The organism is Isoptericola sp. NPDC055881 (assembly GCF_053615895.1).
Genome location: NZ_JBSHCR010000020.1, coordinates 19,403 through 32,774, shown reverse-complemented (window position 1 = coordinate 32,774; position 13,372 = coordinate 19,403). Strand labels below are relative to the sequence as shown.

General features: G+C 73.9%; 13 protein-coding genes. 11 read left to right on the top strand and 2 right to left on the bottom strand.

Annotated features, from left to right (window positions below; all coding sequences use genetic code 11):
- The first annotated feature begins 49 nt into the window (after positions 1-49).
- Genes rbfA through truB form a run of 3 tightly spaced genes read left to right on the top strand, consistent with a single transcriptional unit; the run spans position 50 to position 2,076 of the window.
- Positions 50-514, top strand: coding sequence for a 30S ribosome-binding factor RbfA (gene rbfA / locus ACWGKI_RS08515; RefSeq protein ID WP_452186229.1), 465 nt, complete (start codon positions 50-52; stop codon positions 512-514).
- Between the two features lie 30 nt (positions 515-544).
- The gene (gene pyrE, locus ACWGKI_RS08510; protein WP_452186227.1) at positions 545-1,084 is read left to right on the top strand and encodes an orotate phosphoribosyltransferase; all 540 of its coding nucleotides are present in this window, start codon (positions 545-547) and stop codon (positions 1,082-1,084) included.
- A 23-nt stretch (positions 1,085-1,107) separates the two neighbouring features.
- Positions 1,108-2,076 carry a tRNA pseudouridine(55) synthase TruB gene (gene truB / locus ACWGKI_RS08505; protein ID WP_452186225.1) on the top strand — a complete coding sequence of 323 codons (969 nt, stop codon included), beginning with the start codon at positions 1,108-1,110 and terminating at the stop codon, positions 2,074-2,076.
- A gap of 10 nt (positions 2,077-2,086) precedes the next feature.
- On the opposite strand, the gene ACWGKI_RS08500 is transcribed toward truB, so the two are convergent.
- A complete protein-coding gene (locus ACWGKI_RS08500) occupies positions 2,087-3,205 on the bottom strand; it encodes a hypothetical protein (protein ID WP_452186223.1) in 1,119 nt (372 codons plus the stop codon).
- Between the two features lie 113 nt (positions 3,206-3,318).
- On the opposite strand from ACWGKI_RS08500, the gene ACWGKI_RS08495 reads away from it, so the two are divergent.
- The 8 genes from ACWGKI_RS08495 to ACWGKI_RS08460 all read left to right on the top strand — a co-directional run bounded on the left by ACWGKI_RS08495 (position 3,319) and on the right by ACWGKI_RS08460 (position 12,814).
- Positions 3,319-3,912: a TetR/AcrR family transcriptional regulator gene (locus tag ACWGKI_RS08495; protein ID WP_452186221.1), complete on the top strand. Its 594-nt coding sequence runs from the start codon at positions 3,319-3,321 to the stop codon at positions 3,910-3,912.
- Between the two features lie 103 nt (positions 3,913-4,015).
- Positions 4,016-4,990: a bifunctional riboflavin kinase/FAD synthetase gene (locus tag ACWGKI_RS08490; RefSeq protein ID WP_380244823.1), complete on the top strand. Its 975-nt coding sequence runs from the start codon at positions 4,016-4,018 to the stop codon at positions 4,988-4,990.
- A gap of 287 nt (positions 4,991-5,277) precedes the next feature.
- A complete protein-coding gene (locus tag ACWGKI_RS08485; RefSeq protein WP_452186219.1) occupies positions 5,278-7,254 on the top strand; it encodes a peroxidase family protein in 1,977 nt (658 codons plus the stop codon).
- 156 nt (positions 7,255-7,410) lie between these two features.
- On the top strand, positions 7,411-7,680 hold the full coding sequence (gene rpsO / locus ACWGKI_RS08480) for a 30S ribosomal protein S15 (protein ID WP_380243829.1): 270 nt from the start codon (positions 7,411-7,413) through the stop codon (positions 7,678-7,680).
- Positions 7,681-7,933: 253 nt separating this feature from the next.
- Positions 7,934-10,177, top strand: a complete 2,244-nt coding sequence (locus tag ACWGKI_RS08475) for a polyribonucleotide nucleotidyltransferase (RefSeq protein WP_380243828.1) — start codon at positions 7,934-7,936, stop codon at positions 10,175-10,177.
- 7 nt (positions 10,178-10,184) lie between these two features.
- Positions 10,185-11,513, top strand: a complete 1,329-nt coding sequence (locus tag ACWGKI_RS08470) for a M16 family metallopeptidase (RefSeq protein WP_452186216.1) — start codon at positions 10,185-10,187, stop codon at positions 11,511-11,513.
- A 48-nt stretch (positions 11,514-11,561) separates the two neighbouring features.
- Positions 11,562-12,341, top strand: a complete 780-nt coding sequence (dapB, locus tag ACWGKI_RS08465; protein WP_452186214.1) for a 4-hydroxy-tetrahydrodipicolinate reductase — start codon at positions 11,562-11,564, stop codon at positions 12,339-12,341.
- Positions 12,338-12,814 carry a tetratricopeptide repeat protein gene (locus ACWGKI_RS08460; RefSeq protein WP_380243825.1) on the top strand — a complete coding sequence of 159 codons (477 nt, stop codon included), beginning with the start codon at positions 12,338-12,340 and terminating at the stop codon, positions 12,812-12,814. The genes dapB and ACWGKI_RS08460 overlap by 4 nt, the downstream gene beginning before the upstream one ends.
- Here the strand turns inward: ACWGKI_RS08460 and ACWGKI_RS08455 are convergent.
- Positions 12,792-13,343 carry a hypothetical protein gene (locus ACWGKI_RS08455; RefSeq protein WP_452186212.1) on the bottom strand — a complete coding sequence of 184 codons (552 nt, stop codon included), beginning with the start codon at positions 13,341-13,343 and terminating at the stop codon, positions 12,792-12,794. The genes ACWGKI_RS08460 and ACWGKI_RS08455 overlap by 23 nt on opposite strands.
- Between the last annotated feature and the right edge of the window lie 29 nt (positions 13,344-13,372).

Below are 13,372 nucleotides of genomic sequence, written 5' to 3'. Positions count from 1 at the left end.
CACGGGCGGGGGCGGGGCGCCGTCGGCGTCGAGAAAGAGAGACACACGCATGCCTGGTCAGAAGGCCGACAGGCCGGAGAACCCGCGCGCCCGCAAGCTGGCGGACCGCATCAAGGAGATCGTCGCGCAGCTGCTCGACACCCGGATCAAGGACCCGCGCCTCGGGTTCGTCACCGTGACCGACGTGCGCGTCACGGGCGACCTGCAGAACGCCTCGGTGTTCTACACGGTGCTCGGCACCGACGAGGAGCGCAGCGGCACCGCCGCGGCGCTGGAGAGCGCCAAGGGTGTGATCCGCTCGGAGGTGGGCAAGCAGACCGGCGTCCGGCTCACGCCGACGATCGAGTTCTTCCTGGACTCGATGCCGGAGAACGCCGCGCACCTGGACGCCGCCCTCCTGGAGGCGCGCCGGCGCGACGCCGAGCTCGCGGCGCTGCGCGAGGGCAAGGGGTTCGCCGGCGAGTCCGACCCGTACCGCAAGCCGCACGAGGACGACGAGGACGCCGAGTCCTGACCTGCCGGCGCCGTGGGCCAGGATGGGGTCATGACCGTGCACGGTGAGGACCCTGACCTGGCCCGCGACGTCCACCGGGCCTGCCGGCTCACCGGGACGTTCACCCTGCGCAGCGGGCAGGTGGCGTCCGAGTACTTCGACAAGTATCTGTTCGAGTCGGACCCGGCGCTGCTCGCCCGCGTAGCGGCGCAGCTGATGCCCCTGGTGCCCGCGGACACGGACCTGCTCGGAGGGCTGGAGCTCGGCGGGGTGCCCCTCGTGACCGTCCTCAGCTCCCTGACCGGCCACCCTGCGCTGTTCGTGCGCAAGGAGGCCAAGCGCTACGGCACGGCGAAGCTCGCGGAGGGGCCGGCGGTCGCCGGCCGCCGCGTGACGCTCGTCGAGGACGTCGTGACGACGGGCGGCGCGGTCCGCGACGCGACGCTGGCCCTGCGCGCCGAGGGAGCCGTCGTCGAGACGGTGGTGTGCGCGATCGACCGTAGCCCGGCCGGGACCTCGCCGCTGGCGGACCTGGGCGTCGAGCTGCGTGCGGTCCTCACCAAGAGCCGTCTCGACGCCGCCCGCGCTTGACCCACGACCACCACGGAGACCCGATGACCGCGACCGAGCGCCCCGCGCCGCCACCCCGCCGCCCGACCGCGCCCGACGGGTTCCTCGTCGTCGACAAGCCTGCCGGCTGGACGAGCCACGACGTGGTCGGGAGGTGCCGCCGCCTGGCGGGCACGCGCAAGGTCGGCCACGCCGGCACGCTGGACCCGATGGCGACAGGCGTGCTCGTCGTCGGGGTAGGACGTGCCACGAAGCTGCTCACCTACGTGGTGGGGGCCGACAAGGCCTACGACGCCACGATCCGGCTCGGGGTCGCGACCACGACGGACGACGCCGAGGGCGAGGTCGTCGCGGCAGCGGGGGTCGGCTCGGGCGTGCCCGAGGACGACCTGTCGCGGGAGCTCGCGGCCCTGACCGGCGACATCCGCCAGGTGCCCACCACGGTGAGCGCCATCAAGGTCGACGGGAAGCGCGCCTACGCGCGCGCCCGGGCGGGGGAGGACGTGGTCCTCGACGCACGGCCGGTCAGGGTGAGCCGCTTCGAGGTGCTCGGCTCCCGTGCGGCGACGACGGACGAAGGTGTCGCGGTCCTCGACGTCGACGTCACCGTCGTCGTGTCCTCGGGGACGTACGTGCGCGCGCTGGCACGCGACCTCGGCGCGGCCCTCGGCACGGGTGGGCACCTCACCGCCCTGCGCCGTACCCGGGTGGGCGGGTACGCGCTGTCGGGCGCCAGCACGCTGGAGGAGCTGGAGGCGCAGGCGGACTCCGACGGCGTCCTCGCGACGCTGCCGCTCGCGGACGCGGCCCGTGCCACCTTCCCCGTGCGCGACCTCGGCGCCGACGAGGCGCGCGCCCTCGGGTACGGGCAGTGGGTGGCGCCCACCGGCGTGCGGGGGACCGTGGCGGCGATCGGGCCGGACGGCGCGCTCGTCGCGCTCCTGGAGGACACGCGGCGCCGGGGCGAGGACCTGGCGAAGCCCGTCCTGGTCCTCGCCCCGGCGGGGGGCTGACGAGAGGACGTCAGCCCTGCAGGACGGGCGCGCCGTGGCGGGCGGCGCGCTCCAGCTCCTCGTCGCGGGCGGCCTCGGCGTCCGGCTCGACGCCGCCGGCGGTGCGCAGGTGCCCCACGAGCGAGAGCGCGACACCGGCCGCCACCCACAGCCCGAGGGCGAGCCACGCCTGCGCGACGTCGGCGGACGGGAAGTAGGAGAGGTCGCGCAGCAGGGTGGCGCCGGCGCCGGGCGGGAACCACTGGCCGATCGCCCCCCAGTGCCACGGGAGGAACTCGGGCGGCATGGTGGCGCCGGAGATCGGGTTCGCGATCAGCATCATCGTGACGGCGCCGACCGCGATCCCCGCCCGCCCCAGCAGGGCCACGAACCCGGTGATCGGCGCGGCCACGGCCGCCAGCGCCAGTGCGCCGGCGCCGGCGTTGGCCCACCAGGCGCCCTGCAGCGCACCGAACCACGACTGCAGGATCGTGACGAGGACGACGCCGCCCACGACGGCGTACACGGCCACCGCGAGCACGCGGCGCATCGCGCCCACGACGAGGAGCGAGATGCCGACACCGCCGGCGATCCCGCCGAGCACGAGCGGGAAGAGCGCTGCGGCGAGCCCGGTGCCGCGCGGGTCGTCGGGCGACAGGGGTACGACGTCGGTCACCGTGACCGTGGGCACGACGGACGGGTCCGCCCCGCTCGCGACCGCCTGCTGGGTCAGCCCGGCCTGCAGCCGGCTCGCGGCCGCGGTGAGGAGCTGGTTCGTCACGGGGCTCGCGGCCGAGGCGGTGAGCACCTCGGGCGCGTCGCCGAGCACGATCGCGCCGTAGGCGTCGCGGGACTCGACTGCGGCCACCGCGGCGTCGCGGTCGTCCACCGGCAGCAGGTCGACGACGCCGGGCTGCGTCTCCTCGAAGGTGGCGCCGAGCGCGGCGACTGCCTGCTCCGGTCCGGCGACGGCGACGGGGACGTCCTTCGGCTCGGCCGTGACCGCCGGCCAGGAGAAGGCGAGGACGAGCACGCCGACGACGGCGGCGACACCGAGAGCGAGGCCCAGGACGCGGCCCCACGGGGTGTGGGGCGTGGGCCGAGGTGCTGCGGCGCGGGGCGCGGTGGCAGGGGCGGTGGTGGGCGGCATGAGGCCTCCAGGGCGTAGAGTCATAAAAAACGAATGTTCGTTCTTTATAGAGAGACTGCGCCCTGGTCCCTAGACTTGTCAACCGTCCGCCGTCGTCCTGAGGAAGGGGTCCGATGCCGCGAGTGACCGAGGCGCACCGGGACGCGCGCCGCGCGCAGATCCGTGCCGCCGCCCTGCGCGCTTTCACGGCCAAGGGCTACCAGCGGGCGTCCATCTCGGACGTCGTCGCCGAGTCGGGTCTGTCCGCCGGCGCGATCTACGGTCACTACGAGGGCAAGCGCGCGCTGTTCGCCGCTGTCGCGGAGGAGGTGCTGTCCCGCCGCGGCACCGAGCTCGAGGCCGCCGCTCGCGACGGGGTCCCGCCGTCGCCCGTCGAGGTGCTGACCCTCCTGATGGGCGGCATGACGCGCGACATCCAGGACAACCGGGTGATCGTGCAGCTCTGGGCGGAGTCGACGGTGGACGAGATGATCCACGACGTCGTCCAGGAGGTCGTCTCGGCGATCCAGGGTGTCCTCCACGGCGCGCTGCGCGCGTGGTACGCCACCCGCCCGGACCTGTGCGCGGGCGACCCGGACGCCGCGGCCGAGCTGCTGCTGCCCGTGATGCTGGGCCTGGCGCAGGGCTACCTCGTGCAGCGCGCCATGCTCGACGACTTCGACCCCGACCGGTACCTCCGGTCCGCCGCGGCCGTGCTGCCGCGCTGAGCCCGGGTGGGTCCGTCCGTGCGGGTGGTGTCGGTCTATCCTTGACGGTCGGCACCCGGAGCGGGTTCCGACGGCCGACCATCGACGAGACGGAGCGCGACGCGTGCAGGTGTTCACGGGCCTGGACCAGGTCCCCGACGGGTTCGGCCCGTCGGTCGTCACGATCGGCAACTTCGACGGCGTCCATCGCGGCCACCAGGCCGTCCTGGGTCGTCTGGTCGACCTCGCCCGCGCCGACGGCCGTCTCGCCGTGGCGCTCACCTTCGACCCGCACCCCGCCCGGGTGCACCGCCCGGACACCGCCCCCGAGCTGCTGACCGGCCTGCACGACCGTCTCGACCTGCTGAGCCGCACGGGTGTCGACGCCGTCCTCGTGGTGCCCTACACCCTCGATCTCGCCGCGCTCACGCCCGAGGAGTTCGTCACCCGGTACCTCACCGGCGGGCTGGGGGCGCGCAGCGTCGTCGTGGGCCACGACGTGCGCTTCGGCAAGGGCAACGTCGGCACGCTGGCCACGATGGTGGAGCTCGGCGGCACGCACGGCTTCGAGGTCGTCGCCGTCGACGACGTCGGCGAGTGCGCGCCGGGCGCCCGAGGCGCGCGCGAGCGCTGGTCCTCGTCGGCGGCGCGCGCGCTGCTGGCCGAGGGTGACGTGGCCCAGGCGGCCGAGGTGCTGGGCCGGCCGCACCGCGTGCGCGGCACGGTCGTGCACGGCGACGCCCGCGGGCGCGAGCTCGGCTTCCCGACGGCGAACCTCGGCCACGCCGAGGGCATGGTGCCCGCGGACGGCGTGTACGCCGGGCGGCTCCTGCGACCTCAGCTCGCCGCCGCCGTGCCGCCCGACCCGGACGCCGACCTGCCCGCCGCGATCTCCGTGGGCACCAACCCGACCTTCGACGGCGTCGAGCGGCGCGTCGAGGCGTACGTCCTCGACCGCGACGACCTGGACCTGTACGGCGAGACCGTGGTGCTCGAGCTCGTCGAACGGCTGCGCCCGACGCTCCGCTTCGAGGGGATCGAGCCGCTCGTCGAGCAGATGCACGCCGACGTCGAGCGGGCGCGCGAGATCCTGGGCTGACGTCGGGACCGCGCCCGGGCACGGGGGAGCGGGTGAAAGCGCGCGCGGTCGGTCACGGGCCCCGACGTGGGCCCTCCCTCCTGGCGTGACGGACCGGGCGACGCCCGGCCGTGGGCCAGGGGGCGACCTCACGGCCCCGTCGCGGCGTGGGTACCGCCCTCCCCAGCTCCATGGTGGTGCCTGCGTCGCAGCACGGCTCCGGGCCGCCTCCCTCGGCGGCCCGGGGCGTGCCCCTGCGCCGGGCCAGCGCGCGCCCGGAGCCCGCGTCTCCCGGAAGGGGCAGAGCCATGGTGGCTCAGCCGACCATCGAGCAGGAAGCGCCCGAGCCCGGGCGTGACGTCCATGCGGACCCCGTCGGCCGCACCGTGCGCAGCGTGCGCCACGGCGGCCAGGTCCGACCACACCCCCGGCCGCGTCCGCGGCCGGACGCCGACCCGGGGTCGTCGCCGGCGCCGCTGCTGCACGAGACGGAGCTCGCGGTGCTGCGGGACATCGTGGAGGAGCGGTTCGAGGCGACGACCTCGTTCGACTACCTCTTCCGTGACCTGCGTGGGCACTTCCCCGCGGCGCACCTGCCGGTCACCTCCGGCGGCACCCCGCCGGACGGCCCGATCAGGAACGCCACGGTGGACACGGTCGTCGCGGCCCTGAAGAAGCTCGGCGCGGGGATGATCGAGCCGCCCGGGCCGCCGAACCCTGCGCTGGACTCCACGATCCCGGCGGTCTACACGTACTGGGGCCAGTTCATCGACCACGACATCACCCTCAACACGAACGGACCGGACGAGCGGCCCGCGCCGGGGGAGCGGCCCCGGCCCGGCGACCTCGTGCTGGGGGACATCGTCGCCGAGCCCTTCACGGCGTTCCCGCCCGAGGTGGTGGTCCGCAGCCTGCACAACGGGCGGCACCCCTTCCTCAACCTCGACAGCCTGTACGGCAGCGGGCCGCGGTTCCCCGGCGAGCCGGGCCGGCGGACCACGCGCAGCGAGGCCGCCTACGCCACGACCGACCCGGCCAAGCTCGCGCTCGGACGGGTGGCGACCGCGGCGATCCCCGGCTTCGCGCTCGTCCCCCCGGGCGACGACCCGCAGCGGGACCTGCCGCGGTTCTCGTCCGCGGAGGTCGCGGCGCTCACCGTCCCGCCGGCGGACCGGCCTGCGCCCGGCTCCGCGAAGATCCCGGACGGCCGCAACGACGAGAACCTCGTCGTCGCCCAGCTCCACCTGGGGTTCATCCGGTTCCACAACGCGGTGGTCGACTGGGTCCGCCGCACCGAGCCGTGGCTCACCGTCGACGAGCGGGCCGTCTTCGACCGGGCGCAGCGGCTCACCCAGCACCACTACCAGTGGCTCGTCGTCCACGACTACCTGCGCACCCTCACCAAGCCGGGGGTGCTCGACGAGGTCCTCGTGGAGCCGTCGCTGCTGTTCCGGCCCCGGCGCAAGGTCGCGATGCCCCTCGAGTTCGCCGTCGCGGCGTTCCGCTTCGGGCACTCGATGGTGCGCAACGGCTACGACTTCAACCTCAACTTCGGCAAGGTGGTGCCGGCGGCGGCGCCTCCCCGGGCCGCGTTCGGGAGCCTCGTGCAGCTGTTCGAGTTCACCGGGGGAGGCGGCCTGGTCCCGACCGGTGCGCCGCGCGGCGAGGTCCTGCCGTCGAACTGGCCGATCGACTGGGCGCGGTTCGTCGACAAGGGGGACCCCGACCGGCGGCGCTCGGCGGCGAAGATCGACCCGTTCCTGGCCGCCGGGCTGTCCACCATGCTCAAGGAGGGCAACGACCCGGGCCTGCCGCCCGGCGTCAGCGCGCTGCTCAAGCAGCTCGCGCAGCGCAACCTGCTGCGCGGGTACTGGTTGTCGCTGCCGACGGGCGAGGCGGTGGCGCGAGCCCTGCACGTCCCGCCGCTCACGCCCGAGCAGCTCGCGCGCGGCGCCTCCCAGGGGGTCAAGGACGCGCTGGCGGAGCTCGACGGCACGCCCCTGTGGTACTACGTCCTCAAGGAGGCGGAGATCCAGGGGAACGGCAACTTCCTGGGCGACGTCGGCAGCCGCATCCTGTGCGAGACCTTCGTCTACCTGCTGAAGGCGGACCCGGACTCGTTCCTCAGCACCGGGTGGAACCCGTCGCAGGGCGTGCGCATCGACGGCGGGAGGATGATCACGACGATCGGCGACCTGCTCCGTTTCGCGGGAGTCCTGACCCTCGACGACGGCACCACGTTCCGTCAGGTCGACGGGCGTCCGGCGGGGCACGACGGCGACTGAGCCCTCCCCGCTGTGTCGTGGCCCACGTCGCGCCGCCCGCCGGAGCCCGGCGGGCGGCGCGCTGGTAGCATGGTGGGGCCGTACGAACGGCCGCGGATCCAGAGCGCCCCGGTGAACGAGTCCCGGAGCACCGCGCAACGACACCGAAGGAGAGCCATGCCGCTCGACGCTGCCACCAAGCAGTCCATCATCACCGAGTACGCCACTCACGAGGGCGACACCGGCTCGCCCGAGGTGCAGATCGCGCTGCTCACCCAGCGCATCAACGACCTGAACGAGCACCTCAAGGAGCACAAGCACGACCACCACTCGCGTCGTGGCCTGCTCCTCCTCGTCGGCCAGCGCCGCCGCCTGCAGGGCTACCTGCAGAAGGTCGACATCGAGCGCTACCGCGCGCTGATCCAGCGCCTCGGCCTGCGCCGCTGACACCGCCTGCCAGCCCGGTCCCCTCTCGCAGGGGCCGGGCTGGTCTGGTGTGATGTCCTTGTCGGCACGAGGTCGACACGACACCGACCGACGATGACGGGCGATCGCCCGTCACGCCACCACCGCGCCGCCGGATTCTCGTCCGGTCCTCGGTAGTGGCCCCCCGAACCGCCCGGATCCCGGGCCGGCTCCGTGGGCCTCGATCGAAGACCGCCGAGCCGTGGCGGCGCCCTCGAGATCAAGGAGGGCACCCGTGGAGGGTCCCGAGATCCAGTTCGCCGAGGCCGTCATCGACAACGGCCGCTTCGGCACCCGCACCGTCCGCTTCGAGACGGGCCGCCTCGCCCGCCAGGCTGCCGGCTCCGTCGCCGCGTACCTGGACGGCGAGACGATGCTGCTGTCGGCCACGACGGCCGGCAAGCACCCCAAGGACCAGTTCGACTTCTTCCCGCTGACGGTGGACGTCGAGGAGCGGCAGTACGCCGCCGGCAAGATCCCCGGCTCGTTCTTCCGCCGCGAGGGCCGCCCCTCGACGGAGGCGATCCTCGCCTGCCGCCTCATCGACCGTCCGCTGCGCCCGCTGTTCGTCAAGGGCCTGCGCAACGAGGTCCAGGTCGTCATCGACGTCCTGGCCATCCACCCGGACGACTCGTACGACGTGCTGGCGATCAACGCCGCGTCGGCGTCCACCCAGATCTCCGGCCTGCCGTTCTCCGGCCCGGTCGCCGGCGTCCGCGTCGCGCTCATCGACGGCCAGTGGGTCGCGTTCCCGAAGTACTCGGACCTCGAGCGTGCCGTGTTCAACATGGTCGTGGCCGGCCGCATCGTCGGGGACGACGTCGCGATCGCGATGATCGAGGCCGAGGCCACCGACGACGCCTGGAAGCTCATCAAGAGCGAGGGCGTCGCCGCGCCGACCGAGGAGGTCGTCGCCCAGGGCATCGAGGCGTCGAAGCCGTTCCTCAAGGCCCTCTGCGAGGCGCAGGCCTCGCTCGCGGCGCAGGCCGCCAAGGAGGTCCAGGAGTACCCGGTCTTCCTCGACTACCAGGACGACGCGTTCGCCGCCGTCGAGGCCGAGGTCGCGCCGGCGCTGGGCGACGCGCTCGCCATCGCCGACAAGCAGGACCGCGAGAACCGCCTCGACGAGATCAAGGCGGGCATGGTCAGCGCCCTCACGGCGCAGGCCTTCGAGGGTCGCGAGAAGGAGCTGTCGGCCGCGTACCGCGCCCTGCAGAAGAAGCTCATCCGCCAGCGCGTCCTCACCGACGGTGTCCGCATCGACGGTCGTGGGCTCGCGGACATCCGCACGCTGTCGGCCGAGGTCGAGGTCATCCCGCGCGTGCACGGCTCCGCCCTGTTCGAGCGCGGCGAGACCCAGATCCTGGGCGTCACCACGCTGAACATGCTGCGCATGGAGCAGCAGATCGACTCGCTCGGGCCGGTCACGCGCAAGCGCTACATGCACAACTACAACTTCCCGCCGTTCTCCACGGGCGAGACGGGCCGCGTCGGCAGCCCGAAGCGTCGCGAGATCGGGCACGGCGCGCTCGCCGAGCGGGCCCTGGTGCCCGTGCTGCCGAGCCGCGAGGAGTTCCCCTACGCGATCCGCCAGGTGTCCGAGGCTCTGGGCTCCAACGGCTCGACCTCGATGGGCTCCGTCTGCGCCTCGACGCTGTCGCTGCTCAACGCGGGCGTCCCCCTGAAGGCGCCGGTCGCCGGCATCGCGATGGGCCTCATCTCCGACACGGTCGACGGTGAGACCCGCTACGCCGCCCTGACCGACATCCTGGGCGCCGAGGACGCGTTCGGCGACATGGACTTCAAGGTCGCCGGTACCAGCGAGTTCGTCACGGCCATCCAGCTCGACACCAAGCTCGACGGCATCCCCGCGTCGGTCCTGGCCGGCGCGCTGACCCAGGCCCGCGACGCGCGCCTGACCATCCTGGAGGTCCTCGCCGAGGCGATCGACGTCCCGGACGAGATGAGCCCCAACGCTCCGCGCGTCATCTCGGTGAAGGTGCCGGTCGACAAGATCGGCGAGGTCATCGGGCCCAAGGGCAAGATGATCAACCAGATCCAGGAGGAGACGGGCGCGGACATCTCCATCGAGGACGACGGCACCGTCTACATCGGCGCCACCGACGGCCCCTCGGCCGAGGCCGCCCGCGCGGCGATCAACGCGATCGCCAACCCGCACGTCCCCGAGGTGGGCGAGCGCTTCGTCGGCACCGTCGTCAAGACGACGTCGTTCGGCGCGTTCATCTCGCTCTCGCCGGGCAAGGACGGTCTGCTGCACATCAGCCAGATCCGCAAGCTCGTGGGCGGCAAGCGCGTCGAGAACGTCGACGACGTGCTGTCCGTGGGCCAGAAGGTCCAGGTCGAGATCGGTGAGATCGACCCGCGCGGCAAGCTGTCGCTGGTCGCGGTCACCGAGGACGAGAAGGCCGACGACGCGCCGGCCGCCGAGTCCGGCGCCGACGCGCCCGCGGAGGCCTGACGCTCTGATGACCTGGCACCTCCCGCTCGTCCCCGCGGGCGAGCCCGGTGCCGACCTGACCGCCGGGCAGGACGGGGCGACGATCCGTCGCACCGTCCTGCCCGGCGGTGTTCGTGTGCTCACCGAGACGATGCCGGGCCTGCGCTCGGCGACGGTGGGCGCCTGGGTCGGTGTGGGCTCGCGCGACGAGACCGACGGGCACTTCGGCTCGACCCACTTCCTCGAGCACCTGCTGTTCAAGGGGACGCCCCGGCGGTCCGCGATGGACATCGCCGAGGCGTTCGACGCCGTCGGTGGCGAGGCCAACGCCGCCACCGGCAAGGAGCACACCTGCTACTACGCGCGCGTGCTCGACGCCGACCTGCCCATGGCGGTCGACGTGATCGCCGACATGGTGACGTCGGCCCGCCTCGACGAGGGCGAGCTCGAGACCGAGCGCGGCGTCATCCTCGAAGAGCTCGCGATGAACGACGACGACCCGGGCGACGTCGTGCACGAGGAGTTCTCCGCCGCGGTGCTGGGCTCCCACCCCCTGGGCCGCCCGATCGGCGGCACGCCGGACACGATCCGCGCCGTGCCGCGCGACGCGGTCTGGGAGCACTACCGCTGGCACTACCGGCCCGAGACGCTGGTCGTCTCGGCGGCGGGCGGCGTGGACCACGACGCGCTCGTCGCGCAGGTCACGGACGCGCTCGCTTCCGGCGGCTGGGACCTCGCCGCCGGAGCCACGCCGCGCGCCCGGCGTGCCACGGCCGCGGACCAGGGCGGCGTCCCGGTCGAAGGCGTCGAGCTGACCGTGCGACGCCAGGTGGAGCAGGCCAACGTCATCATCGGGTCCACCGGGCTCGCAGCGACGGACGACCGTCGCTTCACGCTGTCCGTGCTGAACGCCGTCCTGGGCGGCGGCATGTCGTCGCGCCTGTTCCAGGAGGTGCGTGAGCGGCGCGGGCTGGCCTACACCACGTACTCGTTCGCCTCCGGCCACGGCGGCCTGGGCACCTTCGGCCTGTACGCGGGCTGCTCGCCGGCCAAGGTCGACCAGGTCACCGAGCTGCTCGTCGCGGAGCTGGAGCGCATGGCGGGCGAACCCATCACGACCGCCGAGCTGGAGCGCAGCATCGGCCAGCTGTCGGGCGGGCTGGTGCTCGGCCTCGAGGACTCGGGGTCGCGGATGAGCCGCCTGGGCAAGGCCGAGCTGGTGTACGGCGAGCTCCTCAGCCTCGAGGAGTCGCTCGAGCGGGTCCGGGCCGTGACGGCCGACGACGTGCGCGAGCTCGCGGCCGACCTGGCGGCGCGCCCGCGCTCCGTGGTCCGCGTCGGGCCGTTCGGCGACTGACCGGCGACCCGCCGGGACCGTGAAGAACGAGATCGGAGACCTGATCCCATGAGCAAGACCCTCAGCGTGGCGGTGCTCGGTGCCGCGGGGCGCATGGGTGCCACCGTGTGCCGTGCCGTCGACGAGGCGGCGAGGCTCGAGCTCGTCGCGCGGCTCGACGCGACCGACACCGTGGACGCCGCCGGCCTGGCCGGCGCGGACGTCGTCGTCGACTTCACCGTCCCGGCGGCGACGGAGGGCAACGTGCACGCCGTCCTGGACGCCGGCGCCCACGTGGTCGTCGGCACCACCGGCTGGGACGACGAGTCCCGGGGACGCGTCACCGAGCACCTGGGACGCGTCAACGCGGAGCGGGAGGCCGCCGGCCAGTCCGGGCTGGGCGTGCTCATCGCCCCGAACTTCGGCCTGTCCGCCGTGCTGGCGATGACGTTCGCGGCCAAGGCCGCGCGCTACTTCGAGTCTGCGGAGGTGGTGGAGCTGCACCACCCCGACAAGGTGGACGCGCCGTCGGGCACCGCACGGCACACGGCGGCCGCGATCGCGCGGGCCCGGGCCGAGGCGGGTCTCGCGGCGATGCCGGACGCGACGGAGTCGGGCCTCGAGGCACGCGGGGCCGACGTCGACGGCGTACGCGTGCACGCCGTCCGGCTGCGAGGGCTCGTCGCGCACGAGGAGATCCTGTTCGGCAACGTCGGTGAGCAGCTGGTGATCCGGCAGGACTCGTTCGACCGGGCCTCCTTCATGCCGGGCGTGCTGCTCGCCGTGCGCGAGGTCGTGTCCCGGCCCGGGCTGACCGTCGGTCTCGAGAACGTGCTGGACCTGTCGTGAGCGAGGCGCCGCGCCGGCGGCTGCCGCGCGGGCTGGTCGGGGCGGTCGTCGTCACCGCGCTGCTCGCGCTGTACATCTGGGCGATCGCCGGTCGCGGCGTGGCGATGATCCGCGTCGGCGAGCCGGTGCTCGTCGCCATCGGCGTGGCGGTGCTCGTCATCCCGCTGCTGGTCATCGTGCTCATCGCCCGGGAGTACCGCCTGGCGACCCGGGTGCAGCAGATGGCCGACGTCCTGGCCGCGGCGGGCGAGCTGCCCGTGGACGACCTGCCGCGCTCGCCCGGCGGCCGGATCGACCGTGCGGCGGCCGACGCGGCTTTCGACGTGCGTCGCGACGCCGTCGAGCAGGACCCGGAGAGCTGGAAGGCCTGGTACCAGCTGGCGTTCGCCTACGACGCGGCCGGGGACCGGCGCCGGGCGCGCGAGGCGCTGCGCCGCGCGTCGTCGTTGTTCACGCCGGGCGCCGCGTCCTGACGGACGCGCCGGCCATCGCGGGACGGCGGCTGGAGGGCGGCGTCAGCCGCGTCCAGCAGTAGAGGTCGTGGCGCACCCGACCGGCACGGTCGGCCAGCTCACCCAGCGCGAAGAGGGCCGGCACGAGCAGGTCGGCCGGGACCGGGCCGGACAGCCTCGCGTGGGATCGGGCCACGGCGGCGAGCCGTTCCGGGGGCGTCGCGGCGAGGGCGTGGGCCAGCTCGTCGGACACCGTCACCACCCACGGCCCCTCGTCCGCACCGTCGACGACGGCGCCGTGCCGCGGGTGTGCCGTGACCTCCGCGTAGGGACGGCCGCAGAGGGCCGCCGCGATCCGCCCGAGCACGACGAACGGCTCGACCGCGGGGAGCCGCACCGTGTCGAAGAGCGGCTGCCCGGAGCCGCGCGCGACCACCGAGGGACCCGCCTCCTGGTGCACCACCGTCGCGGCGACCGCGTCGTTGGGTGCCGCGAAGTAGTCGGTGACGATCGGCGGCCGAGGTGTCGTCGCTCCGCCCGGGTGGTCCATGCGTCCACCGTCGCACCGCGGTGCTACGG

Excerpts from the sequence above, each read along its gene's own strand:
- rbfA (WP_452186229.1), top strand. The coding sequence starts at position 50 with ATGCCTGGTCAGAAGGCCGACAGGCCGGAGAACCCGCGCGCCCGCAAG.
- pyrE (WP_452186227.1), top strand. The coding sequence starts at position 545 with ATGACCGTGCACGGTGAGGACCCTGACCTGGCCCGCGACGTCCACCGG.
- truB (WP_452186225.1), top strand. The coding sequence starts at position 1,108 with ATGACCGCGACCGAGCGCCCCGCGCCGCCACCCCGCCGCCCGACCGCG.
- ACWGKI_RS08500 (WP_452186223.1), bottom strand. The coding sequence starts at position 3,205 with ATGCCGCCCACCACCGCCCCTGCCACCGCGCCCCGCGCCGCAGCACCT.
- ACWGKI_RS08495 (WP_452186221.1), top strand. The coding sequence starts at position 3,319 with ATGCCGCGAGTGACCGAGGCGCACCGGGACGCGCGCCGCGCGCAGATC.
- ACWGKI_RS08485 (WP_452186219.1), top strand. The coding sequence starts at position 5,278 with ATGGTGGCTCAGCCGACCATCGAGCAGGAAGCGCCCGAGCCCGGGCGT.
- rpsO (WP_380243829.1), top strand. The coding sequence starts at position 7,411 with ATGCCGCTCGACGCTGCCACCAAGCAGTCCATCATCACCGAGTACGCC.
- ACWGKI_RS08470 (WP_452186216.1), top strand. The coding sequence starts at position 10,185 with ATGACCTGGCACCTCCCGCTCGTCCCCGCGGGCGAGCCCGGTGCCGAC.
- dapB (WP_452186214.1), top strand. The coding sequence starts at position 11,562 with ATGAGCAAGACCCTCAGCGTGGCGGTGCTCGGTGCCGCGGGGCGCATG.
- ACWGKI_RS08455 (WP_452186212.1), bottom strand. The coding sequence starts at position 13,343 with ATGGACCACCCGGGCGGAGCGACGACACCTCGGCCGCCGATCGTCACC.